The organism is Bradyrhizobium sp. USDA 4510 (assembly GCF_054059095.1).
In genome coordinates this window covers 5,195,995-5,219,767 of the sequence record NZ_JBSSBT010000001.1, presented here as the reverse complement: position 1 = coordinate 5,219,767, position 23,773 = coordinate 5,195,995, and the positions used below count along the sequence as shown (strand labels likewise).

Below are 23,773 nucleotides of genomic sequence, written 5' to 3'. Positions count from 1 at the left end.
CATTCTTCCGATGTCGCAAAAATCCTTCGTTTGGCTCTGCCTGCTGCCGCTCGCGGTCGTGACCACGGCATTCTTCCTGCTGCCGATGGCACGGCTGGTTGTCGCAGGCGCCGAAGGGCCGCATGGGCTCGCCGGATATCTCGCCATCCTGACCGAAGCTCGTTATCGCGCGACGCTGATCAATACCGTGTTGCTGGCGGCGGCAACGACCGTCGTCACGCTGATCGTGGCGACGATCGCCGGAATGTTTCTGCAGCGGCACCGCTTTCCAGGCCGGGCCGTGCTGATCGCGATGCTGACCTTTCCGCTGGCGTTTCCCGGCGTGGTGGTCGGCTTCATGATCATCCTGCTGGCGGGGCGGCAGGGGCTGATCGGCGATCTGTCGAACCGGATCTTCGGCGAGAAGTTCGTCTTCGCCTATTCGATCTACGGGCTGTTCCTCGGCTATCTCTACTTCTCGATCCCGCGCGTGATCCTGACCATCATGGCGGCCGTGCAGAAGCTCGATGTCGGTCTGGAAGAAGCCGCGCGTTCGCTCGGCGCCAGCCCCTGGGCGGTCCAGCGTGACGTCGTGCTGCCGGCGCTGGCGCCGGCCTTCGTTGCGTCCGGCGCGATCGCATTTGCAACCGCGATGGGCGCCTTCGGGACTGCGTTTACGCTGGCGACGAATATCGATGTGCTGCCGATGCTGATCTATACCGAGTTCACGCTGGCCGCCAATTTCGCGACCTCGGCCGCGCTGTCGGTGGGACTTGGCCTGATCACCTGGCTCATCCTCGCGCTCGCCCGCTCGTTCAGCGGCAGCGCGGTCGCGGCGGCCGGGTGAACGCATGCGCGATCGCTTGATCTTCACCGGCCAGTTCATCTTCACGCTGCTCGTGGCGGCATTCCTGGTGGTGCCTGCGGGGCTTTCGATCTCCGCCGGCGTCACCGTGAACTACTTCCGGGGCATCCAGTCCGGCGTGACCCTGCAATGGGTCGCGCAGGTCTGGGAGCTCTATGCCGGCACCATCCTGCTCTCTTTCGTGATCGCATTCGCGACCCTTGCCGTCACACTGCTTGCCGGCGTTCCCGCAGCCTATGCGCTGCATGCGCGGGGAGGCCGGCTTGCGCGCATCGTCGAGGAGATCATCACGTTGCCTTTGGCGATCCCCGGGCTTGCGATAGCGCTCGCACTGCTGCTCGCCTATGGCAGCTTCGGCGACTTTCGCCGTTCCTGGCTATTCATCCTGGTTGGACACGTGATCTTCACCATGCCGTTCATGGTGCGGTCGGTGATGGCGGTGTTCGCGACCGTGGACATCAAGACGCTGGATGAGGGGGCGGCCTCGCTCGGGGCATCGCCATGGCGACGCTTCCGCGACGTCATCGTGCCGAACGCGCTACCCGGAATTCTCGCCGGCGCGCTAATGGTGGTCACGCTGTCGCTCGGCGAATTCAACCTGACCTGGATGCTGCATACGCCGTTGACGAAGACACTGCCGATCGGGCTCGCCGACAGCTACGCCTCGATGCGGCTTGAAGTGGCGTCGGCCTATACGTTGATCTTCTTCGTGATGATCATTCCGCTGCTGGTCGCAATGCAGCTATTGGCCGACAGGGATCACAAGCGATGAGCACGGCCGGGCATGGCGCAGCGGTGCGGATCGAGGCGTGCGGCAAGACCTTTGCCGACGGCACGCGCGCGCTCGATCCCGCGACCCTCGACATTGCGCGTGGCGAGACGCTGGTGCTGCTTGGGCCGTCCGGCTGCGGCAAGACCACGATGCTGCGGATCATCGCGGGCCTCGAGCTGCCAGATGTCGGCGGCAAGGTCCTGTTCGACCGCAAGGACATGACCTCGGTCCCGATCGAGCGGCGCAATGTCGGGATGGTGTTCCAGTCCTACGCCCTGTTCCCCAACATGACGGTGGCGGACAATATCGCCTACGGGCTGAAGATCCGCGGTGTTGCCAGGGGCGAGCGTGCCGCACGCGTCGCCGAGCTGGTTGCTCTGACGAACATCACGGGATTGGAGAATCGCCGCATCGACCAGCTTTCGGGCGGCCAGCGTCAGCGCGTCGCCCTGGCGCGCGCCGTCGCGATCCGGCCCGGCATCTTGCTGCTCGACGAGCCCTTGACCGCGCTCGACGCCGCGTTGCGGGACCGGCTGCGCAGCGAGCTCAACCGGCTGTTGCGAGCGCTTGGGATCACGACGATCTATGTCACCCACGATCAGTCCGAAGCCATGGAATTGGGCGACCGGATTGTCGTGATGCGGAAAGGCGCAATCGCCCAGATCGGTACGCCCCGCGAGGTCTACTTCGCGCCGAAGGACCGGTTTGTGGCGGAGTTCATCGGAGCGGCGAACATTGTAGAGGCTCCGGTCGAGAACGGGGCATTGATCCTGCCCGGCGGGCGACTGCCGATCGAGGGTGCAGCGACGAGCGCGAACGCGACCGTCATGATCCGCCCCGAAACCATTCGCGTGACGGAGGCGGGCGCGGGTTTGCTCTCGGGACTCGTCGATTCCGTCAGCTTCATCGGCGACCGGCAGCGGCTCGTCGTGAGTGATGCATCGAGCAAGCCGCTCAATGTCGACGCTCCCAACACGATTCAAGCCAGGATCGGCGATCGTGTCGGGCTTTCGATCGCGCCCGACGCTGTCCGTCTGCTCCCTTCCGAACCACGAGATTGATCGATGCCGTCGAAACCGGTCCTCATCGCCCAGATTTCCGACCTCCACATCAAGCCGCCGGGAGCGTTGGCCTATGGCCGGGTCGATACCGCGAAGGCGCTTGAACGCTGCGTGGTGGCGATCAATGGATTCGAGCCGGCGCCCGATTTCGTCGTCATCTCGGGCGACCTTGTCGATACGCCGTCGGTCGAGGAATACGACCATCTCAAACGACTGCTCGCGCCGTTGCGCGTTCCGTTTGCCGGAATTCCCGGCAATCACGATTCGCGTGCGTGGATGCGCGCCGCGTTTCCTGCCGCACCCTATGTTCACGCGACAGGCCCGCTCGACCAGAAGATCGAGGTGAATGGCCTCGATCTGCTGCTGCTTGACTCAAGCGTTGCCGGGAAGCCTCATGGCATGCTCGAACCGTCGACGCTGCAATGGCTGGACGCGACACTGGCGGCAGCAGACCGGCCCGCGCTGCTTTTCCTGCATCACCCGCCGTTCAAGGGCGGCATCTGGCACATGGACCGCCAGGACCTTTTCAATGCCGCAGAACTGGCAGCAATCGTCAGGCGCCATCCGCGGGTGCGTTTGATCGGCTGCGGGCACGTCCATCGTGCCATGCTGACCTCCTTCGCCGGGATTCCCGCGACATTGTGCCCCGCGCCGAACCATGCGGTTGACCTGGACCTCGGACAGCTCCGCGAACCGTCGTTCAAGGTGGAACCGCCGGCATTTCATTTGCACACGTGGTTTCCCGGTCCGGATTTTGGACAGTTGGTCACGCACCAGGTCCCGATCGGTCAGTTTGACGGGCCGCATCCGTTCTTTGGGCCGGACGGCAAGCTGCTGTGAGCTGGCCGCGTTGACCCCTCGCACCGACGGGATCTTGCCAGGCGAGATTGTCGCGGATCGGTCGGGTATGTCGGATCAAGGGCAGCCCGTCGCCTGCAATTGAGCGTTGCATCGACGCAGATTTATTCCAAATTGTACCTTGGATGCCTCCCAATGCGCCGGCTCGGTCCCTTTGTTGCTGTAGGCCCCCGGGGGGGCTATACTTCCGTCTGCTTTCATTGATCGATGGCTTTGTCGGCGTCCGCTGTGCGGGCGGGCCGATTGAACGCAACACAATCAGTCTGGATCACGATGACCGGAGCGCCGCCCATAGAACGAACTTCCGGCGCGCCGTTGTTTTCGAACAACAAGCTGTCGGTGTTGCGCAAGCATCCCTATTTCGCCGATCTCGAGCCCGAAGCATTCGATCAGCTCTGCCGCTACGCCAAGCACACCACGCTGAAGCGGGGCACGACGATCTTTTCCAAGGGCGATCCGGGCACCAGCCTGATTGCGGTGATCTCGGGCACGGTCAAGATCAGCATCTCGTCGCCGGATGGTCGCAACGCGATTTTGAACCTGATCGAGGCCGGAGAGATCTTCGGCGAGATCGCGCTGCTCGACGGCTTGTCGCGGACGGCCGATGCCACCGCCAACACCAATTGCGAGCTGTTCGTCATTGACCGGCGCGAGTTCATTCCGTTCGTGCGCAGCCAGCCGACGCTTGCGATGAAGTTCATCGAGCTGCTTTGCGAAAGACTGCGCCGGACCAGCGATCAGGTCGAGCAGGTCATCCTGCAGAACCTGCCCGGCCGTCTGGCCAGCGCGCTGCTGCGACTGAGCGACAAGCACAAGCCGCAGGGACGCACCATCTCGATCACCCAGCAGGAGATCAGCGAGATGGTCGGGATGACGCGCGAGAGCATCAACAAGCAGCTCCGGGCGTGGGCAATACGCGGTTGGGTCAGGCTCGAGCATGGCGCGATCGTCGTGTTGAAGCGCGAGACCCTCCAGGAACTGGTCGACGCCGGGGCGAACGACGGCGAGTAGTCGCGCCGGCTGCCCGGTCGGTCGCGCATTTCACGAAACGGTGAGCTGAACAAGGCCTGTGAAGCCATTCACATCGGCCTTGCGTGCGCTGCGGTAAGTGACGCGTCAGGGGAGCACAATATGGAGGAATCCATGCAGAGCTCTTTCGACAAGCGGCGGCAGAACCCACAGCACAATTACCAGAGCTTCAGCATCAAGCTTGTCGCGCTGCCGCTGCTCGTCATCGTTGCGCTGATCGGGATGCTGGTCAGTCACCCGGCTGCGGTCAGATGGATATCGGACGCGGCGCAAGCGGAGTTCGTCGGAACCGACACCGTCTACACTGATCCGATACCCAATATCGCGCAGGTGGCACCAACGGTGCGGCCGGGCAGCGAGATCCGGACGGTGAAGGCCTACTGATCGTTGATGCCGTCGTCGCGCAAGGCGCGACGACAGGCGCTTGTTCAACAGCAAGCCGTCCTCACGCGGCTACTCCAAGCAGCTTTGCTGCGGTCCGCCCGAGAATATTGGCCTTGTCATCGTCGCTCAGCGACGACGAGGCGAAGATGTGGTCGACCGGCGCCAGTTGCCATGGATAGGGATAGTCGCTTCCCAGCACGATCTGGCCGGCGCCGACCTGGGCGGCGAGGTGCCGGATCGCCTCCGGCGTGAAGATCAGAGAGTCGAAATATATCTGCTTCAGATACTCCGCCGGCGCCTTCTGGAGCTTGATCTCCGGATTGCATCCCTTGGGTCCAACCAGACAGGCATGGTCCGAGCGGTCGGCGTACGAGCCGAGATAACCGCCGCCATGTGCGGCGATGATTTTCAGCCCCGGGAAGCGATCGAGCGTGCCCTCGAAGATCAAATGGGAGAGTGCGATCGTGGTCTCGAGCGGATTGCCGATCGTGTTGCCAAGCCACCCATTGCCGGAGAGCCGCTTGTTGAGCTCGGGCACGCCCTGCGGATGGATGAACAAGGGAACGCCGAGTTCCTCGGCCTTGGCCCATACCGGATGAAACTTCGGATTTGAGAATTCGGCGCCGTCGACGACACCGCCGATCGCAGCGCCCTTCAGCCCCTGCTTTTTCACCGCCGTTTCCAGCTCCTGCACCGCAAGGTCCGGTGCCTGCAGCGTCAGCGAGGCGAACGCCGCGAACCGGTCGGGCTTCGAGGCACAGAGTTCGGCGAGCTTTTCATTCTGGATTTTCACGATCTTTCCGGCCAGATCGCGGTCGCGGTCGTACCAGAACGGATTGATCGAAAGCACCTCCATGTCGATAGCCTGCGCGTCCATTGCAGCCAGTCGCTTGTCGATCTCGATGAAGGCCTCGCTGGCGCCGTTGACCGGCGGCAATTGATATTTTCCGGCGTCCGCGCCGAGCAGCGCGCCCGCCTCGCGGAAATGGCAATGCGCGTGAATGTCGATCGTCTTGACACGTTTGCCGTTGACCGTGACCGGCAACTGCTGGCGCGGTTGCTGCGCATTTGCGTTGTGGACGAGCCCGCAGCCGCAGAACACGATGCCTGCCGCCGCATTTGCTCCCGCTTTCAGGAAATCCCGCCTTGTAGTCATGACGATCGCCTCCCTGGTTGTTATGTTATGGAGGGGGAGCGTAGGGATGCTGGCTAGTGCTCGCAAGATCACACGCTGTGCGTGTCGCGCAATGTTGATCTGCTCAGACCGGCTTGGTCTCCGCCTTTGCGATGATGTCGCGCCATTTCGGCACTTCGTCTGCGATACGCCTGCGCGTGCCATCGCGCTGTTTGCGGCAAGTCGCCGTGTAATGGATAGCATTCAGTCAGATCGGCAATGCGTCACCCTCGATCGACTTTGATCAGGTCGCGAACACGACAAATGCCAATATCACGACCGCACCGCACCGTTCAGCATGCAAGTGACGGCATTGATCACTATCGCCACTTTCGCGAGCGCTTTTCGAGCGGATTGGCGCCGCCAGCAATCTCGCCTTCTGGACCAAAGGCCACTCAGCCCTCTCGCGATTTCGCGCTGATGTGGGACATCAAAGGTTTTCTGGCGCCACCCCCAAAATCGTCTGTTCCCCGTCGGACTGAAACCGCGACAGATCGCCGTCCGTCGCCATCCGCTTGTTCATCATCCACTAACTAACCTTGCGCTTTCACCGCATTTGCTAGCTGCCAACGCTGTGAAAATGCCCGGCCAATCAAGACGAATCTCCTGGTAACGATAGCGGGATTTCCTCAAGAGCCGACGCGATCCAGCGGTGTGCGGCGGAGCCGCGTGCTCCGTTGGCGGAACGGAACGGCGATTTGATGCTAAAATGAAAGAAGCGAGGCCGAAATAGGGTCTGCTTACGCCGAAGCCGACCAGACGCGAGCACTGCCTCGTCTAAGCAACAAGGAAACGTCCTCGTGAGAAAACGGGTTCGATGGGAGGGAAAATGGACCGAAACCTGGTGATCCTGAATGTGACTGGTTCGGAGACGATGTTGCGTTCCGACGGACATGCTGCCATTCGACTGGAGACTAAGGAGATGGGCCCCGTCGCCTTCGAGGTGAGCCTTCAGGCAATTGCCGCACTTCGTCGGCACTTGGCGCGAGCAGAAATGCATATTCTTCAGAGTCAGAATCAGACCAAAAACTGATTATCTTCAGAAGATATCACTAGACTAAGGTGGCTATCAAATTCCTCCCTGAGGTCCGAGGGCGGGAATCCAATCGGAGGCGCCTGCAAGTCTAATGGTGGTGTTACCGACGCAAATAGACCGGTGCCGTCTTGAAGACGACGGTACGTTCGCCGTGCGACTTCTTATCGTTTGACGAACGGCGCTGACCGCAGCGGATTTTTGATTCCGCCATTCGGAGGTTCGATCCCTCCCGCTATCAGGCAAGTGCCTGAAAATGCGTGAGAATAGGCCCAAAATGGCTGACTTCTACGGATCGCGTCGGTCTCCGTCATCTCGGCGTTTACTGCTTCCGAGCCCAGACGGCCGAAAGTCTGCCGCCGTGTCCCCGGAAGTTCCCATTTTGGCGAGCGACCCGGCGGAAACTGATTCGATCAAGACTGCCACCCGACCCCGCAGTTGGCCGATCAGGTTGACCGACAATCTAGGGATATGACTCTCGTCCCTCGCATCGTGGAGGCGGTCAACGCGAACTTGCCTAGCTACTATCGGACGCTGCAGAACATTGCGACAAGAAATGGCTTTGCTTACTCTGGCGAGTTGCGACGCGAAAACTACGAAGCGATGTATGCCGTTGCAGAAAAATACGGCAAGCTGAATCGTTGATCCCGAGATATGGTGTGCCGCTCTGGGAGCAGGGAATGACGGCCTACCTTAAGACATCGCCGCCGAACGACCGGCGCATATGCGGCGCCGGCTGCGTCGCATTAAAGAATGGCGCAGAGCGCACTTCTGTCGGTTATTGGACGGGCCAGACCGCGGTACGGCGATCAGTGCGGCGCGGTTCTACCTTGAAGTTGGTGCGCGGCGCATGGCGGTGGAGCGGGGGCTTGTTTAGACGCACATCATCAGAAGTTTGAAAGTGAAATGCAGGCCCGTCTATTGGGTGTGGCAGGCATCATTCGGCGTCATGCCAATGCTGACTGCATCGGTGTACTGAGTGGCCCTCAATACGTGAGGTACGAGGCGCCCTACGGGGCGCTATTCTGTGTGTGCCGAGCATGACCGGCAGCTTGGAGGTGGAAGTCCTCTATCCAGCCTGATGACGGTGAAGGATTAGCGAAGCGCAAGGGCGTCATCGCGAGGTGGGGTCTGAAGGAAGCGTGGAGCAAAGCCGCGGCCCGATGGACAAAAACCGGATAACGAGGCCTACCCGGCCGGACGAGCGAGCACGTGATCGCGAAGTCCACGGTCATCAAGGGCCGGGGTGGTAAATCCGGCGGGCGTGCGGCGAAGGCGGTCGATCTTACCTCGGGAGATCTGCGCTGCGTCTCGGCAACGAGACTGAGGTCGTCGTAAGGCGATCTGACCGCAGTGCAGAAGTCAGCAGAGGGCATAGTAGGCGGAACGAGTTTCGCCGACATGCTCCAGCGGGCTCATGACCTCGCTGATCGTCTTGGTGGCGACGCGGGTATAGAGCGCGGTGGTGTCGAGCTTGGCGTGGCCGAGCAGCACCTGGATGACGCGGACGTCGATGTTCTGCTCAAGCAGGTGGGTGGCGAAGCTGTGCCGAAAGGTGTGCAGCGAGACGCGCTTGTTGATCTCCGCCATCTGGGCGGCGGCGTGGCAGGCACGGTTGAGCTGGCGTGTGGTCATTGGCTGGGCCGGGTCACGGCCAGGGAACAGCCAGCCTTGCGGCCGAGCCATCTTCCACCAGGCCCGTAGCAGCGCGAGCAGGCTGGGCGACAGCATGACATTGCGGTCCTTGCCGCCCTTGCCCTGCTCGACGCGGATGATCATCCGCTTGCTGTCGATATCGGAGACCTTGAGCGAGACGACCTCGTTGGCACGCAGCCCGGCACCGTAGGCCGCGCTCAGCGCCGCCTTGTATTTGAGCCCCGGTGCGGCATCGAGCAGCCGTGCCACTTCCTCCACGCTCAGTACCACCGGCAGCTTGCGCGGCTCGTGAATGACATGGGTATGCTCGACGATCTCGTGGCGCTTGAGTGTGACCCGAAAGAAGAACCGCAGCGTCGAGACGGTCTGGTTGATGGTCGGCGCGCCAACGCCGCTTGCCGTCAGATGTAGCTGATAGCGGCGCACGTCCTCGAAGGTCGCCGTATCCGGTGATCGCCCGAGAAATGCGGCGAAGTTCTTGACCCTTTGCACGTAGTCATGTTGGGTCTTCGGGGCCAACTTGCGGATCGTCATGTCTTCGATCATGCGCCGGCGCAACGGGCTCATTGCCTCGTCGGTCATGGCGATGCTCCTGTCTTGAGTGAGGTTGTCGAACCCCTCGATCTCAAGACAGGACGCCCCGTTGCGCTATCGTCTTGGCCGTGCCGCCAGCCGCGGCGTCCTACCGCGCGAGCGGTTTAGTCCTTTGTGCCTTCGCGACATATTGCGCCGCCACACGACTTCGGTCGCCAACGGGGTATAGCGGAAATCGACAAGCCACCGTCTATTGCAGAGGGCGACGTTCGTGATTCGAAGCCGAAGATCGGCGAACGCAAGGTCGCGCGCTATTTGGTCGGTCCTTCCGGTGGTCAAATTGAGGACACCAGATGGTGGACGTTTGCGTTTTGGCCCATCGAAAAGCTTTCTCCAGAAAGCGCTTGTGAGGGTTCTGGACTCGCGTACGCATCAAGGGGGCGATGACGTCGTGTTCGATTTCTCCATACGGGTACAGCACGCCGCCACGTCGGATGACGTCGAGGGCGCTTCGCGGTGGTGGCCCCGTCCTCTAGAGTGGCTAGTGCGCCTGAGACACCTGCCGCTCCAGGGCAGGGTTTGACGCAGAATGCGCTGTACGGCCGCGGGAACATGGTGTTCAATCCATGGAACTGTTTGCCCGAGCACAGGCCGCTCGGCAGCGTCAACCTGACGCGGCTTGCCGGCGACCTTGCCTCCCGGCACGGCGGAAACTGAACACGGTGGGTCATGAGCAGCCAGCCGAAGCCCGATCGTTCGGGCGGACTTCAGCGGACGCAGGCGCCGCCGAATGTCGAGAATGAAGCTCTGCATGCCGAACGCCGGCAGCTCACCGTGGTATTTATCGACATTGTCGGCTCGACACCCCTGAGCGAGCGGATCGATCCCGAGGAGTTCTTCGCGGTTATCAGAACTTACCGCGATATCTGCGACGAGCAGATTCGCCGCTACGGCGGTCATATCGCCAGAATGATTGGCGACGGATTGCTGGCGTATTTTGGCGTCCCGCAAGCCCACGAAAATGACCCTGAGCGCGCGGTCCGCGCTTCGCTGGCGGTCGCCGCGGCGATCAAGGATCACAACTTTCTGCTGTCGGATGGCAGTTTTGTCCGCCTCGGCGTGCGCGTCGGGGTCAATACCGGGGTCGTCGTCGTCGGCAGCGTGCCCGGCGAGCCGCCCGATCGGCGGGAAGTGTTCGGTAGTTCGGCACATGTCGCTGCCCGTCTGCAGGGGCTCGCCAGCGAGAACGGCGTCGTGGTTGGCTCAAGCACTTACGAGCTGACTCGCGGAACGTTCAGCTACGTGCCGCTTGGCAGACGACCACTCAAGGGCGTCGAGGAGCCTGTCGAAGCCTGGCGCGCAGAGGCGCTTGCGTCCAGCGAGAGCAGGTTCGACCGAGCGCGGAGGTCGCCTCTCGCCCCGATGATAGCCCGAACCGGCGAAAGTACGTTGCTTGCCGAGATGTGGCAGAAGAGCCTCGCCGGCTCGGGACAGGTCGGTGTGATTTCCGGTGAACCCGGCATCGGCAAGTCACGTTTGATCCGCCAGTTTCGCAGTTCCCTTGATGCGTCTCCGCGTGATGTTCTATCGCTGCAATGCTCACCATTCCACGTCAACACACCGCTTGCCCCGGAAATCGAGCGGCTCACACGTGCGACCGGCATCCAGGACACCGACGACGCTCAACTCGCATTGGCAAAATTGCGCTCGCTTTTGGCAAGAGCCGTCACTGATGTCGAGCAGGCGCTTCGTTACTACGGAGCAGTCCTATCAATACCCGCATGCCCGGGATACCAACCCGCGGATCTCGGATCTCCCGCGGAGCGCGAGCGTGCCTTGCAGATGTTCGTCGATGCTCTTCTCGCAGCCTCGCGCAAGCAGCCGATCCTCGGAATCGTCGAGGACGTCCAGTGGATGGACCCAACCACCATCGAACTGCTGGTGCGCGTGATCGCACGCTGTCCCGGCGAGCGGATCATGGTCCTGATCACGCATCGCGATGATTACAGGGCCGACTGGCTGACAGGGCCGGCAATTCGGCGGATTGCTCTGCAAAAGCTGGCAGTGCATGAATGCGAGCAGATGGTCGTGGCCGTGGCGGGCAGCGATCTGGTGCCGCGCAGGATTGCCAGCCAGATCGTGGAAAGAACCGACGGCGTGCCACTCTTTGTCGAGGAGTTCACACGCGCCATCGTCGATGCCGGCGCGATCCCGCGGCCGGCCGAGAGCCCTGCGCCGAGCGGGAAGTTGCCGGAGACCCTGGTGCCGGCAAGCATTCACGATTCACTGATGGAGCGCCTTGATCGTCTCGGTCCTGCCAAGCGCGTCGCCCAGATCGCCTCTGTTTTCGGAAGGCGCTTCAACTATGATGGCATTTTCAGCGTGCTTCCAGGCAAGGGCCAAACGCTGAAACTCGCGTTGCGGGCGCTCGAGACAGCCGGGATTGTGTATCGTAGCGAAGAGTCTCAAGGTAAGGTCTTCACGTTCAAGCACGCGATGATACAGGAAGTCGCCTACTCCTCATTGCTCAAGGAGGAAAGGCGTGAGCTCCATGCGCGCGTCGCATCGTGGCTGCTGCAGGAAGCCGCCATTGGAGAAAGCAGCCAGCCGGCGGTGTTAGGCTATCATTATGCACGCGCAGGCAACATTCCGGAAGCGATCGAGGCCTGGCTTCAGGCGGGCAAATCCGCGCTCCGCAGCTCTGCCACCAAGGAAGCAGTGGCTCATCTTCGCGAAGGTCTCTCGCTGATACCCAAGATGCCGGCGTCACCGCGGCGCTTCGAGGCTGAAATCGCGCTGCAATCCAATTTGGCGATGGCGTACACAGCCAATGCCGGGTGGTCCGATCCCAACGTCTATGGCCCCTACAGTCGTGCACTCAAGCTTTGCGCGAGCCATGGCACCATTCGCGAGAAGGCGACGGTGCTGTGGGGAAGTACCATAGCCAAGCTGGTCAACTGCGAGCTCACCAAAGGCCTCGAAAACGCGCACGATTTCGTCCGGCGGGCAGAAGAGTGGCGCGACGACGAGGCTGCCCTCATGGCCTACACCGCTGCCGTAATCGCCAATTTCTTTCTTGGTCGTTTGGAGCAGGCAAGTGAGCTCGCGGCTCTGGTCAGCGCTCGCTACGATCCGCGTGAGCACGGCAAGCTGGTCCAGATCTATCAGCATGATCCATTGATCGTATCGCTCGTCTATTCCGGACACATCGAATGGTTGTTGGGCCGCCCGGGGCAGGCCAGAGAGTGCTGTGTGACGGCGCGCCAGCTCGCGAACGAGATCGGACATCCGTTCATGCAAGCTTTTGCCTCCATTCTTGGCGTCGCCGACCACTGGTATGAGGGCGATCTCGCGGCCAACCTCGCCAGCGTCAAGCGCGGTCTGAAGGTCGCTGACGAGTATGGCTATCCGATGTACCGGGTCATCGGCCCATTGTGGGCCACCGCTGCGTTGGCGGCACGAGGCCCCGCGCCGGAAGTGCTCGAACAATTATGCGGCTTGCTCGGCAGACTACCCGCCGAGAACCGGTGCATTCAGATGCCACTCTATCGAATTCTGCTCGCCACAGAATTCGGACGGATCGGGCAGATGGAAAGGGCTCGAAGTTTCGCTGCTTCGGCTGAGTCCCTGATGAAGAAAACCGGCGAGCGCTGGGCGGCTCCCGAGATTTATCGGATTCACGGCTCGCTGCTGTGTCGGGAACCATCGCGAGACGACCGGGCTGCCATGCGCGTGTTCAAACGCTCGCTTGCCTCTGCCAGGAAGCTCGGGGCGGTCGGTTGGGAATTGCGCACGGCGATCAGCATCGCGCGCTTGGTCAGCGCCGGCGAGAGCGCATCCGGACGCGCCGAAGCACGAGACCTGCTGATATCGATCCGGGCGAAATTTGCATCCGCGGAAACGTCCCGCGATCTGCGCGAGGCTGATGACCTGGTGAGAGTGTTGAACTAGTGCCGAATGACCCCCGGCCTGTGGTCGACTCACATCATCTGCGATCCCAAAAAGCGGATCGCCGAGAGGCTCGGCAGGAACGTATAGGCGCCGCCCCGCGCCCAGACAAATTGCGGCAATCCCCGCAACCGGATCGTGCCGCCGGAATGCCGATCGTGTGAACCGGCCTCCCCCGGGAACTGGCTCCGGCAGATTGTCGATGATGGCCTGGAGGAGCCGCTTTGCTACCGATGCATCGACCAAGTCCTCATCGCGCCGGGTCGGGCGGCAGCGGCGGGCCACGCCTCGGGGTATCGCCGGCCTCGAAGACGCGGCTGGAGCGGCTGGTTCGCTAGGCGCCCGAGGTGGTTGTGAAGGTGTCGGGGCGGACCAAGGATGCCGGACATCTGAGGGCACATTTGGATTACATCACCCGCAATGGCAAGGTGGAGATGCAATCCGATTACGGGCCGATGAAAGGGAAGGAAGCGGTCGGAGAGCTGCACGCGGACTGGGCCGATAGCGCGGAGGTGACGGCGCAGAGCAAGAGCCTGCGAAAGGCGCCGATGTCGGTCAACATGGTGCTGTCGCTACCGAAGGGAAGTGACCGGGAAAAGTTCAGGGATGCGGTGACCGATTTTGTCGACAAGGAATTGCGGCCGCGGGTCGATATCGTGGTGTGCTTCCACGACGACACGGCGCATCCGCATACCCATGTCACGGTGCGCGGCCGAGACCGGGAAGGGAAGACATTCAACCCGCGAAAGTCACAGCTGCACGAGTACCGGGAGAAGTTTGCGGCATGCCTGCGGCACCGCGGGATCGATGCCGAGGCCACACCGCGCTACGCGCGCGGGGTCGGGATGCGCGACTATGCGACGGCAATGCCACGCATGGAGCAGCGCGGGGAGGCGCGGGTGCGGCACGACATGATCCGCGAGCTCAGACAGGATTATGACTAACGGAAACAGAATCCAGGGCGGGACGAGCACCCCTGGGAGCAGAAGATGCGCGCGAAGCATCAGGGGGTGCGGACCGCCTATGCGACGGTGGCGCGGGCGCTGGCCAACAGTCCTGATGCGCGCGACCGGGCGCTGTCGGAAAACGTCACGCGGTTTCTTGAGGCGATGCCGAATGACCGGCCGCTGACGTTGCGCGACAGGGTCTATCTCGGCCACGAAAAGCGGCGGGCCAAGGAAAAGGAAACGGAACAGCCCGAGCCGGGCCGGGGCGCGCCGGAGCGTTAGCCGCGGCGGCATCGCGCCTCGCTGGATCCGTTTGGACAGTCCAGCAGTAAATGCTGTGCCGTCCCGTGCGACGCGCCAGGCGTGACAATTATCGCCCGGCCGGTCGGGCGCCCCGGTGAGGCATCGGCCAAGTTTTCGGCCAAGTACGGTCAGTCAGTCGGTGTCGTCATTTTCGATGACGTATTCGTCCCGCAGCCATGGCATTTGACCTCAAGGTAGCGGTAGCCGGCGTTGAGCGCATCACCGAGGGCAGGGGATGGCTGGGCCGGCCCCTGGAAGGCGAGCATGCGGGCATTCCACGCGGCAGGCGACGGTGTCGGCCTCGAGCCGGGCTTCCTTGGCGCGCTCGGCTAGGTGCCTGACCGTTGCTCCGAACATGTACTCCCGAGATTTCGAGCCCATCCTGACTAGAGAGCAGGCCGAGGGTGGCCACGCAAATTATCAATGAGTTGAGGCGCGGAACAGGGCACGGCTATAGCGTGTCGTGGCTGTGGAGAAGTGGACGCGTCATGATGTCGGCAGTGATGCGGCGAGGCTACGGGGTTGCCGTCATTGCCAGAACCAAGTGACTCCGGAACAAACCGGAGATTGGATAGTTCTTCCATCTGTCCAAATCGGGGAACTTCTCATGACCGCCGATTCGTCAACGCCCGGCGATGCAAAGGCGCGATCGTCGTTTCCGCTGCTCATAGCTGTTCTCGCCGTTATCGTCGCTTGCGGTGCGCTTTGGATGAGCTACAGCAACGCGACAAAGTTTGCAGCCTCGCAAGAGCGCGCGGCCGTCGCACCTCCACCGGATCCGGCCCTTGCGGAGATGAAGCAGACTTTAGCGTCTCTCCAACAGGCGGTGCAGGGGATTGAAGCCGGCCAAAAAAGGCAGGCTGCTCAGATCGGTGACGCTCAGCAGAAGACTTCCGCTCAGCAGGGCGAGCAGAAGCTAATATCCGACCAGCTCGGTGCGCTAAGCGCGCGAGTTAACTCGCTGGAATCTGCAAGGGCTGAAAGCCCAGCGCAGGCAACCCCAGCGGCTCCTTCTCCGCAAAGACGCACCAAAAGATAGGCGGTTCGGTCAGAGGCACGCGCGGCGCCGATCAGCCTCTGCCAAGTTGTGCTTGTCGCTGGCAATGACGCCCAAGACAACAATTAGGCTTGTGGTCACGCGGCCCGAGCCGCCGCGTGGGAACTGGCGTCAACGATTCCCACGACCGTTGCCGGCATCGCCGCCGTGCTCCGGTACGCGAACGAGATGGAAGATGAGGGCGACGAGTGGCCCGACACCGACACCATTGGCCCGGATGGCTGGCACTACCAACTGAGGCAGACGATCGCCCGTGCGGCAGTCAACTTAGGACCAGTATAAAGGTCCCAGGAAAAGACGCCGCCGGTCTCACGAATACACGCCCGGCGGCGTTTTCTTCCTGAACTGGGACACTGAAATCGCCAGCCTCAAGTGTGCTGCACGACCAATGCCACAGGGGAATGACAGGCTCGACGAAGCCGCCGCCTCAGTAAAGCGCTGCCTCAGGATCAAGTGCGCGTGAAATGTGAGGCCGTTCACACTCGATAATCGCGAGCTGATCTAACGCAAGCGCCGGGTGGCAGCTCGGTGTCGGAGAATCGTGATGCCGTTTTTCAAAAGCCAAAGCTGGTCGGCAACAGCCGCCGCTTCGGTGGTCAGTATTGTCATCGTGGCGGCGGTTGCTTTTGCGGTCGTTGGTTATGTGGAGTGGTCATCGGACGTTAATTTGACCCACTTCATGGGCGAGACTGCCGCGGATGCCTCAACGCCGAGTCTACCGCCCAAGGGGCGAACAGGTTGCGAGCAGGGCAATAAGCCGCTGCCGACACTTTCCCTACCACTCGAATGAGTGGCCTGCAGCGCCCAACTAATCTCCCGAGAAACTACGCCGCTGGGCTCGAAATGTTTTGTCCCGGCCGCGGAATTTCAGCTGGTCAGCAATGCCAGCAACGGTAACAGCACTCTCGTCACGCCCGTATGACGCAGGTCAATGCTGCGCAGTGGTTGCGCGGTAGGTCGCTCCGAAGCCTAGCGGTCCCAAGAAAATCGAGGAGCTGACAAGCGGGGCGGCGCACCCGCTCCTCCGAAACGTTACCGTACTTATACTGTTGCCAACGGTCCCGTATTGGGCCTTGCGGGATGCCGCGCTGTCGAACTAGGCTGCCGCCATTCCTCAAAGGAGATTTGTCTAGTGGCGATTGGTACTGTGAAGTGGTTCAACCCGACGAAGGGCTACGGTTTCATCCAGCCTGACAACGGTGGCAAGGATGTCTTTGTGCATATTTCGGCCGTTGAGAAAGCGGGACTGAGCAGCCTCAACGAGGGTGCAAAGGTCAGTTACGAAGAGCGGGAAAACCGCGGCAAGACGTCAGCCGAAAATCTGCGGGTGGGCTGACACCGGGAACAAGTGGCAGCGCCCGGGTTCAATTCAATGCTTCCGTGGTTTCAGTTGCCCAACCCCGACTGCGGGAGATTGAAATGCGGCCCCGACGCGACGGCGTCGGGGCCATTCTCATGTGTGCCGAGTATGAACGACAGCTTGGAGGTGGAAGTCCTCTATGCTCGGCGATGTTTGGCGTTCTATGAGCGAACCCCCAGCCGCCGAGTGCCAAACGATCTGACGATCGTTACAGCATAGACGCGCGAAAGCAGCCCTTTCGAACTTGCCGTTCGGCGGCGTGCGTTCACTGGATTTCGCCTTCAGCCCGATCTCGACCAGCCGGCGATTGGCCTCGGAGCGCCGGGGAGGTCAGCTTGGTTACGGCGCCGTTCGCGAGCCGCCCATCCTCGGGCCCATCCTCGGCGAGACGCCTATCCTCAGGTGGCCCCGATGGCGATTAACGAAAAACCAGCCGCCGTATGTTGAGTCCCACGTCGGAGCAGTTGCATCGTAGGCGAGAGCAGCCTCTTGGTCTGACCGACGCCTGAGTCGCTCGGCCTCGATTTGTTGCCTCTCGATCGCGAGCTGTTTTTCAATCTGAATCTTTTCAGAAGCCCGCTGGTTTCGTGCACGCATCTCGGCATCGTCGAGGACCTCACCACCAGGTCCGTATACATGCTCAAAGTCCCCGGTGATCACCCGCACCTGCTGGGCAACCGATGGCGACGCTGCAACTAGACAAGTCGTAATGAAGATTGCTCTCAGCACGGCAGACCTTCTCTGACTGACGATTAGTTGGTAGCCGAATTCTCTGGAGCCGGTAACGGCGCGGCTATCATCCTTCGATAATGAGGCGACCCAAGAACGCATTGCAGGCCCGCTCGGCTTCAGCGAACGTGCCGAAGGGCGACCCGGACACTTGAGCTGCGGGCATATTCAGAAAGTCGGGGCGATATGACGCAACAAAGCCCGGCTCTCCATGCAACCCGGGTCCACTCCGGCTCTCGTTGCTGATAACGAATGAGTAGTCGTCGCTGCTTGCGATCCACATCTCCAAATCGCCAGTCCAGACCTGGCTGAAGTGCAGGGCCATTTTACCCTCCACATTTGCCGGGCAAAGCACCCGCGGCTCCCCAATCGGCAGGTCGCGATTGTCTCAACATTCAAGCAGGATGAGCCGCTGGCTCGCTATTAATAGCAAGTATACTCCTGCTGGCTGGCTGTTGCGAGGCAATAGCCATAACTGGCGCTGTACGGGTAGCCGTAGCCATACGGATAACCGTAGCCATACCCGTAGTCGTAGCCATACCCATACGGGTAGCCGTATCCGTAGGGGTAACCGTAGGCAGCGTAGGCACCCGCCAAGCCCAGACCTATCCCAAGTCCAACAGCGGCCGCTCCAAACCCGCCTCCGCGCCAACCACCGCCGCGCCAGCCGCCGCCACCAAATCCGCCATGAAAACCACCATGAAAACCGCCGCCGCCGAAGCCTCCACGCGCAGAGGCAGCAGTCGGTGCAAACGCCACGGCGATAACTGCGATCAGTGAGATTAGGATTTTCCTAAACATCGGACTCTCCCAGCTTTTAGAAAGTCGCCCGATTCTAAAACACCTCACGTTCGTTTTGGTTGCTGAACTACCTGGTCCAACCGCCGACGTCGGGAGAGCTCCCTGGCCACGCTCATCAGTGTGTCCCGCCGAGCCCGGAATAGCCGACCATGAATACCTGTACGAACAAGCTAGCAGCCAAGACTGGCAGCAGAGAGCAATGGGATGAGCGAGCAACCGCAGGATTGGCGTCGCCGACAGGCAAGTCAGATTACCTGCCAGCTGCCAGAGTATCGCGAGGACGCGCTGGCGGTGCAGCGCTTCGCCGAGGAGTTGGTAACCGGCTTCCTGTCTGAATCTGAAACCACCTGGATGTGGTTCCGAATCTTCGCGTGCCTGAACGGCGCTCCGAAAACCAACCTCGCGCAACTGTCCGCGATTTAGCGGAATCCCTGTCCCGGAATTACTGAAATCGCCGTCCGCGAATTACCGAAATCGGTGTCCGGAAATTGCCGAAACACGCAGCCTGTGCAGCGAAGACGGTGAGACGGGTGGTCTACGTTCGCCATATTGTCTGTCACGACAATCGGGTTTTACTTGTCAATCGCGACAAATGCTGGATAGGCGGCCATGAATGTAAGGTGGCGGCTGCTGCGCGTGTAGACGAAGCGCGTGACGAAGAACACAACTGCCGCACTCGGCGAATTGTGTCACATGCGCCGGACGGCGTGACGTTATGGGTGGTGCAGCTTGGTGGTTGCCAATCGGGTTTACTTTTCCTCGGCTGGCATCAGCGCCACTCACGACGAAAGCTACCAGTGTGGCGGCGCTCGCTGTCAGCCGAGGATGATGACGACTTGCTGGACTGACTTACCGGCCAAGATCGGTGAGGGCGTCTCTCAGCAGCAAGGCTAGCCGGCTCTCGCATTCCGACATTGCGGCAGGATCGGATGTGTCGTCGACAACGATTTGTCCGCTGACATAGCCATCTCGCGACCTGACATCGAAGTTCCGGCAGATCACGGGCTGGTGGAGGGCATTCGTCGCTCTCTGGAGCGGTCCCCATTCGATAATTGAAGTCATCTTAGATGTCCCCGACTCACGTGGGCAGGCAAATTCTAGCACCGTTTGGTTTGCCGTGGTGGGAATTAACCTCGCGTCTCCAGCGACACGCCTAGGATAAACGCCTTAGCGATCGTAGCGCTCTTCGTGCGCTTTAGCCTTTTTGCGATTTTCGCTGCGCCCAACTTTTGCTTCGCTAACGCCTTAAGGTCGCGAACCTCGTCCGTTGTCCACTTGCGGCGAATTGCTTTTCTATTTTTGGCCACGTGGCGCTCCTTATTGAGAGGAGCGCCGTGTAGCACATTGCGCGATGTAGGCAACCCGGTCAGGACAAGTTCATCGACACTCCGGCAGGGCTAAGAGATTGTCGTTGTAGTAGCCGTCAGCATGGGTCCGAACATATTTGCCGTTCGGTCCATTTACGACTCCCACGTCGGCTCGCTTGCCGCCGACCATCGTGAAGAATGTGTTGGCCCCGCTTTCAATTGATTGGATGACTTGTGATCGCGGCCACTTCCAGTTGATGCCTCCGACATGCGTGATGCCCTCGTGCGGATCGTTTCGTGGCTGCTTATTGGTGCAGGTCACCTGTACGTCTGGCAATTTCCCCTCCCAATTAGCTCTTCTTCGAAAGCTCAATTTGGAGCACAACTAGAGGGAGATGGAAATAGGACATTGGTATCAAAACGAGTGGCGCGTCGTTTCCCCCATTCTAATGTGTGCCGCAGCAGCGGCGTTTAAAATCGGAGTGCTCACTTATTGCATCTTCAACTTTGGCTGCTCGACCGCTGGCGTGGTCTCATCCACCCCATGGCCTTCTGCAGCAGCCAGTCGGCCGCCTGGGAGGCGTAGGACGCAAGGCTGAAGATAGCCCGGTTGTCGCCCTTGAGGACTTCGAGCCAGCCTTGCTGCAAGCTGGGGACTGGGCTTCGATATAGCTGTAACCGAAGTGAGCCGCTATGAACGCACTGCCGAGTTCGGCGACGCATTCCTCGGCCGCCTTGGCATTGCTGAACACCTTCGCGTTGAACTTGTGGTTCAATCGTAACTGGTGCCCAGTGGCGTGGATCGGTTCGTGGCCAACGTCGAGACAAAGTCGTCGTCCGAATCGAATGCGGAATAGGCCGGCATCATGACTTTGCCTCGTGCGGGGTAATAGGCCGGTTTGGTCTGTCGCCTCGTAGTGCACCGGAATGCCACTCGCTGGAAGAACCCTTTCGATCCTCGTCATCGGCACAAGCCGTTGAAATCGCAGCAGATGCGAACGCCCTGCGAGCGCACCATAAACCCACGATACAACGTCGGTGATGAACTCCACGCCGGACGATCGCGATACACCTCGGGAGCTTGGCGAACGCCAAGCGCCACTGCTGGCGTGGTGCGCACCGCCTCATGCACCGGCCACAGATTGTAGTGAGCCACGTACAGGCTCACGACTGCTGCGAGGTGATCCAGATTCTTTGAGAAGCCGTTCGTGAGGCGCGCAAAGCGCTTTTCCGTCCTCGCCAGCATTGTAGCCGCGGCGATCGGCAAAGGCTTCATTGGCGGCACCGATGCGCTGGAAGCGGTCTTTGCCCAAGCGCTGGTGGGTCGCACCGTCCTCGCGCTGGTGACGCATGCGATAATTCGGGTGGCGCTGGCAGGAGGCTTGCTGGTGGTGCTGCCGACGGTCGCCGGATTCCTATTTGTACTCTATCTCGCTCGCGCCGAGTCTTTCGTTTGAGTTGACGAGCGCAATGGTTTCATCCGGAATAGCCGCTGCCGGTATTGGCTCACACATTGGCGAAACCAAATGATGCTTAGCGCAGACGTGTCCAGCATGCTGGACCGCATTCTAGATGCAGCAACCGATAACCTCAGGTTCGCAAAGATTCTGGTTCAGATGGGGCTCGATCCCAACAACGTGACCTGGGACGCCATCTTCAGCCGGCTGCTGGAAATCTTTCTGCACAACATCACCCTGGCAAACATGTTCGCCCTGGTCGGCGCGATCTTCTTTGTCGCCACCCTGCTGACGCAGACCATGGTGCCGCTCCGGGTCGCTAACATGATCGGTTGCGTATTCTTCGCCATCTTCGGTGCGCTCACTGGAGCCGTCACGACATTTCTTCTTTATCTCCTGATGGTTCCCATCAACGCCTACCGCCTTCGTCAAATGCTCGCTCTCGTGAAGAAGGCGCGCGCCGCAACACAGGGCGACATGTCGATGGAGTGGCTCAAGCCGTTCATGACCCAGCGCAAGTATCGCAAGGGTGATATCTTGATGGAGAAAGGTGACGCAGCCAACGAAATGCTGCTGACAGTTACCGGCAGATTCCGGGTCGTCGAAATCAACGTCGATGTTCCGCCGGGCCGCCTGATGGGCGAACTCGGCTTCCTCACGCCTGACAACCGCCGGACCGCGACGATCGAATGTATCGAGGACGGCCACGTTCTAACCATCACCTATGAAAAGCTGCTCGAGATCTACTTCCAGAACCCGCAGTTCGGCTATTACTTCCTTGTCTTGACCAGCCAGCGCCTACTGGAAAATCTCGCGCGGGCCGAAGCCATCATCGCGCAGAACAGGATCGCGGTGCAGACGGGCTCCGCGAACTGACGGCGGTCCGGCTCGATAAACTCAATGGAGGCGGGTATCCAACAGACGGTTCCCCGACGGGTTAGTGCAGCGTACCAGGGCGCGCGAAAAGGCGAGAACCGGACGTCAGCGAGGCCCGGGACCGAGCGTGCGCCGCCTTAGTTCGGGCTTGGTCTCGGTTGCTCACTGCTCGCTGGTTTCGGCATGGCGGCGAACGCGGGGCGCAGTTGGATACATATGGTGATATTTGCAGGAACCCTGACGGTCGCGCTCTACATCGTCACGGACATGGAGTATCCGCGCCTCGGTCTCATTCGGATCGAGAGCTTCGACCATTTTCTTGCCGACGCTTATGAGCGGATGAATTGAGCCGCTAGGCGGGTGGAGGAACGGATCGTCGCTCCGTTCCCTTCGGGAATACGCGCGGCAGGCAGCCACGTTAATCTAAGTCAAGAACGCGTGACAGGGACACTGGATGCTGTTGCTGGTTCGCCGTTGTTATGAGGAGGGACGCGCGACATGCGGATCATCAGAACAATATGCTGGATATGCGCCTTCCTCGGATTATTGCATGTCGGCCTTCCTGCGCGAGCACAGACAAACGACCAGGGGCCGCAACGCCGAGCAATGCACCCGCGCCGGTTCCCGAGCAGCCGGCGCTAAAGCCGGCTGAGCTCGAGGCGCTGGTAGCGCCCATTGCATTGTATCCCGATACGCTAATGTCGAATGTGCTGATGGCATCGACCTATCCGCTGGAAGTGGTGCACGCGGATCGCTGGATGAAGCAGAACAAGAACCTCAAGGGAGATGCCCTCAAGGCCGCGGCGGAGAAGCAGGATTGGGACGCGAGCGTCAAGGCGCTGATTGCGACACCGTCCGTACTCCAGATGATGAACGAGCGGCTCGAATGGACGCAAAAGCTCGGCGAAGCGTTTTTGGCTCAGCAACAGGACGTGATGGATGCCGTGCAGCGGTTGCGTTCAAAAGCCTACGACCGGAAGAAGCTGGTCACCACGAAAGAGCAGACAGTGACGGTAAAAGCAGAGCAGAACCGGCAGTTCATCTACATTGAGCCCGCCGTGGCTGACAGCATCTACGTTCCTTATTACGAACCGCAGGTGGTTTTCGGCGATTGGCCTTACTCCGACTATCCCGCTTATCCCTATTATTGGGGCTATCCCGACTACATCGGTGCCGGCATCATCGCAGCCGGCGTTGCCTTCGGCACAGCCTACGCACTGGGGCGGTGGGCCACCGGTGGCTACTGGGGCGGCGGCGGATGGTGGGGCGGCAGCCGGGTCAACTGGGTTGGTGGAGCTAATCGACATCAATCGCGGCGCTCGCGTCGAGCACTGGCAACACGACGTAAGGCATCGACAGGGTGCACGCTACAACAATTCGAGCCTGCAACAGAGGTTCGGCAGCGCCAATCAGAGGCCCGGTGGCGATCGGCAGAGAGTGCGGGCAGGCGCCGATCGTCCGAACGTCGGAGACCGGGCCCAGCGCGCCGACCGCGCTCAACGCTCCGACCGCGGCCGAGCAACAAACAGGCAGGCAGGCGCGGGCAGGACGGCCGGCAACCGCCAAGCGCGTAACCGCTCGACGGCTGCCAGGAACGCAAGATCTGGTGGTCGTGTGGCGCACCGTGGAGTTTCCAGAGCTGC

General features: G+C 61.0%; 26 protein-coding genes and 1 pseudogene. 20 read left to right on the top strand and 7 right to left on the bottom strand.

Features of this window, described 5'->3' with window-relative positions; translation table 11 throughout:
• Positions 1-10: 10 nt before the first annotated feature.
• From ACVMDN_RS24260 to ACVMDN_RS24235, 6 genes are all read left to right on the top strand, one after another.
• Positions 11-826 carry an ABC transporter permease gene (locus tag ACVMDN_RS24260; RefSeq protein ID WP_018272804.1) on the top strand — a complete coding sequence of 272 codons (816 nt, stop codon included), beginning with the start codon at positions 11-13 and terminating at the stop codon, positions 824-826.
• Positions 827-830: 4 nt separating this feature from the next.
• Complete coding sequence (locus tag ACVMDN_RS24255; RefSeq protein ID WP_028336858.1) at positions 831-1,616, top strand: ABC transporter permease; 786 nt, start codon at positions 831-833, stop codon at positions 1,614-1,616.
• On the top strand, positions 1,613-2,677 hold the full coding sequence (locus ACVMDN_RS24250; RefSeq protein WP_456814759.1) for an ABC transporter ATP-binding protein: 1,065 nt from the start codon (positions 1,613-1,615) through the stop codon (positions 2,675-2,677). Before ACVMDN_RS24255 ends, ACVMDN_RS24250 begins: the two co-directional genes overlap by 4 nt.
• A 3-nt stretch (positions 2,678-2,680) precedes the next feature.
• Positions 2,681-3,517 (top strand): phosphodiesterase, encoded by an 837-nt coding sequence (locus tag ACVMDN_RS24245; RefSeq protein WP_456814758.1) that lies wholly within the window; start codon positions 2,681-2,683, stop codon positions 3,515-3,517.
• Positions 3,518-3,808: 291 nt separating this feature from the next.
• Positions 3,809-4,546, top strand: coding sequence for a Crp/Fnr family transcriptional regulator (locus ACVMDN_RS24240; protein ID WP_076834037.1), 738 nt, complete (start codon positions 3,809-3,811; stop codon positions 4,544-4,546).
• A 132-nt stretch (positions 4,547-4,678) separates the two neighbouring features.
• Positions 4,679-4,948 (top strand): hypothetical protein, encoded by a 270-nt coding sequence (locus ACVMDN_RS24235; protein ID WP_141342844.1) that lies wholly within the window; start codon positions 4,679-4,681, stop codon positions 4,946-4,948.
• A 61-nt stretch (positions 4,949-5,009) separates the two neighbouring features.
• Here the strand turns inward: ACVMDN_RS24235 and ACVMDN_RS24230 are convergent, their stop codons facing one another.
• Positions 5,010-6,104 (bottom strand): amidohydrolase family protein, encoded by a 1,095-nt coding sequence (locus tag ACVMDN_RS24230; protein ID WP_076834033.1) that lies wholly within the window; start codon positions 6,102-6,104, stop codon positions 5,010-5,012.
• 847 nt (positions 6,105-6,951) lie between these two features.
• Here ACVMDN_RS24230 and ACVMDN_RS24225 point away from each other — a divergent pair.
• Together ACVMDN_RS24225 and ACVMDN_RS24220 are read left to right on the top strand one after the other, a co-directional pair.
• Complete coding sequence (locus ACVMDN_RS24225; protein ID WP_076834276.1) at positions 6,952-7,155, top strand: hypothetical protein; 204 nt, start codon at positions 6,952-6,954, stop codon at positions 7,153-7,155.
• Positions 7,156-7,593: 438 nt separating this feature from the next.
• Complete coding sequence (locus tag ACVMDN_RS24220) at positions 7,594-7,800, top strand: hypothetical protein (protein WP_456814756.1); 207 nt, start codon at positions 7,594-7,596, stop codon at positions 7,798-7,800.
• 717 nt (positions 7,801-8,517) lie between these two features.
• On the opposite strand, the gene ACVMDN_RS24215 is transcribed toward ACVMDN_RS24220, so the two are convergent.
• On the bottom strand, positions 8,518-9,393 hold the full coding sequence (locus tag ACVMDN_RS24215) for a tyrosine-type recombinase/integrase (protein WP_456814755.1): 876 nt from the start codon (positions 9,391-9,393) through the stop codon (positions 8,518-8,520).
• 681 nt (positions 9,394-10,074) lie between these two features.
• Here ACVMDN_RS24215 and ACVMDN_RS24210 point away from each other — a divergent pair.
• From ACVMDN_RS24210 to ACVMDN_RS24195, 4 genes are all read left to right on the top strand, one after another.
• Positions 10,075-13,296, top strand: a complete 3,222-nt coding sequence (locus tag ACVMDN_RS24210) for an adenylate/guanylate cyclase domain-containing protein (protein WP_456814754.1) — start codon at positions 10,075-10,077, stop codon at positions 13,294-13,296.
• Positions 13,297-13,694: 398 nt separating this feature from the next.
• Complete coding sequence (locus ACVMDN_RS24205) at positions 13,695-14,237, top strand: relaxase/mobilization nuclease domain-containing protein (protein WP_456834860.1); 543 nt, start codon at positions 13,695-13,697, stop codon at positions 14,235-14,237.
• 45 nt (positions 14,238-14,282) lie between these two features.
• Positions 14,283-14,522 (top strand): hypothetical protein, encoded by a 240-nt coding sequence (locus ACVMDN_RS24200; RefSeq protein WP_456834861.1) that lies wholly within the window; start codon positions 14,283-14,285, stop codon positions 14,520-14,522.
• A gap of 81 nt (positions 14,523-14,603) precedes the next feature.
• Entirely contained in the window at positions 14,604-14,741 is a 138-nt protein-coding gene (locus tag ACVMDN_RS24195) for a hypothetical protein (protein WP_456814751.1), read from the top strand.
• Here ACVMDN_RS24195 and ACVMDN_RS24190 read toward each other — a convergent pair.
• Positions 14,705-14,924, bottom strand: a pseudogene (locus tag ACVMDN_RS24190) (hypothetical protein); the annotation flags it as partial. The gene ACVMDN_RS24195 and the pseudogene ACVMDN_RS24190 sit on opposite strands and share 37 nt — an antisense overlap.
• Positions 14,925-15,150: 226 nt before the next feature.
• Between ACVMDN_RS24190 and ACVMDN_RS24185 the strand changes: the two are divergent.
• The 3 genes from ACVMDN_RS24185 to ACVMDN_RS24175 all read left to right on the top strand — a co-directional run bounded on the left by ACVMDN_RS24185 (position 15,151) and on the right by ACVMDN_RS24175 (position 16,936).
• Positions 15,151-15,582 carry a hypothetical protein gene (locus tag ACVMDN_RS24185; protein WP_456814750.1) on the top strand — a complete coding sequence of 144 codons (432 nt, stop codon included), beginning with the start codon at positions 15,151-15,153 and terminating at the stop codon, positions 15,580-15,582.
• 562 nt (positions 15,583-16,144) lie between these two features.
• A complete protein-coding gene (locus tag ACVMDN_RS24180; protein ID WP_141342256.1) occupies positions 16,145-16,390 on the top strand; it encodes a hypothetical protein in 246 nt (81 codons plus the stop codon).
• Positions 16,391-16,732: 342 nt separating this feature from the next.
• A complete protein-coding gene (locus ACVMDN_RS24175) occupies positions 16,733-16,936 on the top strand; it encodes a cold-shock protein (protein ID WP_253589748.1) in 204 nt (67 codons plus the stop codon).
• A gap of 820 nt (positions 16,937-17,756) precedes the next feature.
• Here the strand turns inward: ACVMDN_RS24175 and ACVMDN_RS24170 are convergent.
• Positions 17,757-18,014, bottom strand: coding sequence for a hypothetical protein (locus tag ACVMDN_RS24170; RefSeq protein ID WP_253625964.1), 258 nt, complete (start codon positions 18,012-18,014; stop codon positions 17,757-17,759).
• Positions 18,015-18,112: 98 nt separating this feature from the next.
• Positions 18,113-18,490, bottom strand: coding sequence for a hypothetical protein (locus ACVMDN_RS24165; protein WP_253589749.1), 378 nt, complete (start codon positions 18,488-18,490; stop codon positions 18,113-18,115).
• A gap of 204 nt (positions 18,491-18,694) precedes the next feature.
• Between ACVMDN_RS24165 and ACVMDN_RS24160 the strand changes: the two genes are divergently transcribed.
• Positions 18,695-18,913, top strand: coding sequence for a hypothetical protein (locus ACVMDN_RS24160; protein ID WP_456814749.1), 219 nt, complete (start codon positions 18,695-18,697; stop codon positions 18,911-18,913).
• 954 nt (positions 18,914-19,867) lie between these two features.
• Here the strand turns inward: ACVMDN_RS24160 and ACVMDN_RS24155 are convergent.
• On the bottom strand, positions 19,868-20,134 hold the full coding sequence (locus ACVMDN_RS24155) for a DUF3892 domain-containing protein (RefSeq protein WP_456814748.1): 267 nt from the start codon (positions 20,132-20,134) through the stop codon (positions 19,868-19,870).
• 196 nt (positions 20,135-20,330) lie between these two features.
• The gene (locus tag ACVMDN_RS24150; protein ID WP_375162656.1) at positions 20,331-20,762 is read right to left on the bottom strand and encodes a zincin-like metallopeptidase domain-containing protein; all 432 of its coding nucleotides are present in this window, start codon (positions 20,760-20,762) and stop codon (positions 20,331-20,333) included.
• A gap of 243 nt (positions 20,763-21,005) precedes the next feature.
• On the opposite strand from ACVMDN_RS24150, the gene ACVMDN_RS24145 reads away from it, so the two are divergent.
• The 4 genes from ACVMDN_RS24145 (at position 21,006) to ACVMDN_RS24130 (ending at position 23,704) form a co-directional block, all read left to right on the top strand.
• Positions 21,006-21,254, top strand: a complete 249-nt coding sequence (locus ACVMDN_RS24145) for a hypothetical protein (protein WP_141342263.1) — start codon at positions 21,006-21,008, stop codon at positions 21,252-21,254.
• Positions 21,255-21,323: 69 nt separating this feature from the next.
• Positions 21,324-22,130: a Crp/Fnr family transcriptional regulator gene (locus ACVMDN_RS24140; protein WP_141342264.1), complete on the top strand. Its 807-nt coding sequence runs from the start codon at positions 21,324-21,326 to the stop codon at positions 22,128-22,130.
• 216 nt (positions 22,131-22,346) lie between these two features.
• Entirely contained in the window at positions 22,347-22,478 is a 132-nt protein-coding gene (locus ACVMDN_RS24135; protein WP_283812358.1) for a hypothetical protein, read from the top strand.
• Positions 22,479-22,828: 350 nt separating this feature from the next.
• Complete coding sequence (locus ACVMDN_RS24130) at positions 22,829-23,704, top strand: DUF3300 domain-containing protein (protein WP_456814747.1); 876 nt, start codon at positions 22,829-22,831, stop codon at positions 23,702-23,704.
• Positions 23,705-23,773 lie beyond the last annotated feature (69 nt).

Excerpts from the sequence above, each read along its gene's own strand:
- ACVMDN_RS24180 (WP_141342256.1), top strand. The coding sequence starts at position 16,145 with ATGCCGTTTTTCAAAAGCCAAAGCTGGTCGGCAACAGCCGCCGCTTCG.
- ACVMDN_RS24215 (WP_456814755.1), bottom strand. The coding sequence starts at position 9,393 with ATGACCGACGAGGCAATGAGCCCGTTGCGCCGGCGCATGATCGAAGAC.
- ACVMDN_RS24185 (WP_456814750.1), top strand. The coding sequence starts at position 15,151 with ATGACCGCCGATTCGTCAACGCCCGGCGATGCAAAGGCGCGATCGTCG.
- ACVMDN_RS24250 (WP_456814759.1), top strand. The coding sequence starts at position 1,613 with ATGAGCACGGCCGGGCATGGCGCAGCGGTGCGGATCGAGGCGTGCGGC.
- ACVMDN_RS24140 (WP_141342264.1), top strand. The coding sequence starts at position 21,324 with ATGATGCTTAGCGCAGACGTGTCCAGCATGCTGGACCGCATTCTAGAT.
- ACVMDN_RS24210 (WP_456814754.1), top strand. The coding sequence starts at position 10,075 with ATGAGCAGCCAGCCGAAGCCCGATCGTTCGGGCGGACTTCAGCGGACG.
- ACVMDN_RS24135 (WP_283812358.1), top strand. The coding sequence starts at position 22,347 with ATGGTGATATTTGCAGGAACCCTGACGGTCGCGCTCTACATCGTCACG.
- ACVMDN_RS24165 (WP_253589749.1), bottom strand. The coding sequence starts at position 18,490 with ATGTTTAGGAAAATCCTAATCTCACTGATCGCAGTTATCGCCGTGGCG.
- ACVMDN_RS24170 (WP_253625964.1), bottom strand. The coding sequence starts at position 18,014 with ATGGCCCTGCACTTCAGCCAGGTCTGGACTGGCGATTTGGAGATGTGG.
- ACVMDN_RS24235 (WP_141342844.1), top strand. The coding sequence starts at position 4,679 with ATGCAGAGCTCTTTCGACAAGCGGCGGCAGAACCCACAGCACAATTAC.
- ACVMDN_RS24150 (WP_375162656.1), bottom strand. The coding sequence starts at position 20,762 with ATGACGAGGATCGAAAGGGTTCTTCCAGCGAGTGGCATTCCGGTGCAC.
- ACVMDN_RS24230 (WP_076834033.1), bottom strand. The coding sequence starts at position 6,104 with ATGACTACAAGGCGGGATTTCCTGAAAGCGGGAGCAAATGCGGCGGCA.
- ACVMDN_RS24255 (WP_028336858.1), top strand. The coding sequence starts at position 831 with ATGCGCGATCGCTTGATCTTCACCGGCCAGTTCATCTTCACGCTGCTC.
- ACVMDN_RS24225 (WP_076834276.1), top strand. The coding sequence starts at position 6,952 with ATGGACCGAAACCTGGTGATCCTGAATGTGACTGGTTCGGAGACGATG.
- ACVMDN_RS24160 (WP_456814749.1), top strand. The coding sequence starts at position 18,695 with ATGAGCGAGCAACCGCAGGATTGGCGTCGCCGACAGGCAAGTCAGATT.
- ACVMDN_RS24240 (WP_076834037.1), top strand. The coding sequence starts at position 3,809 with ATGACCGGAGCGCCGCCCATAGAACGAACTTCCGGCGCGCCGTTGTTT.
- ACVMDN_RS24130 (WP_456814747.1), top strand. The coding sequence starts at position 22,829 with ATGTCGAATGTGCTGATGGCATCGACCTATCCGCTGGAAGTGGTGCAC.
- ACVMDN_RS24200 (WP_456834861.1), top strand. The coding sequence starts at position 14,283 with ATGCGCGCGAAGCATCAGGGGGTGCGGACCGCCTATGCGACGGTGGCG.
- ACVMDN_RS24245 (WP_456814758.1), top strand. The coding sequence starts at position 2,681 with ATGCCGTCGAAACCGGTCCTCATCGCCCAGATTTCCGACCTCCACATC.
- ACVMDN_RS24260 (WP_018272804.1), top strand. The coding sequence starts at position 11 with ATGTCGCAAAAATCCTTCGTTTGGCTCTGCCTGCTGCCGCTCGCGGTC.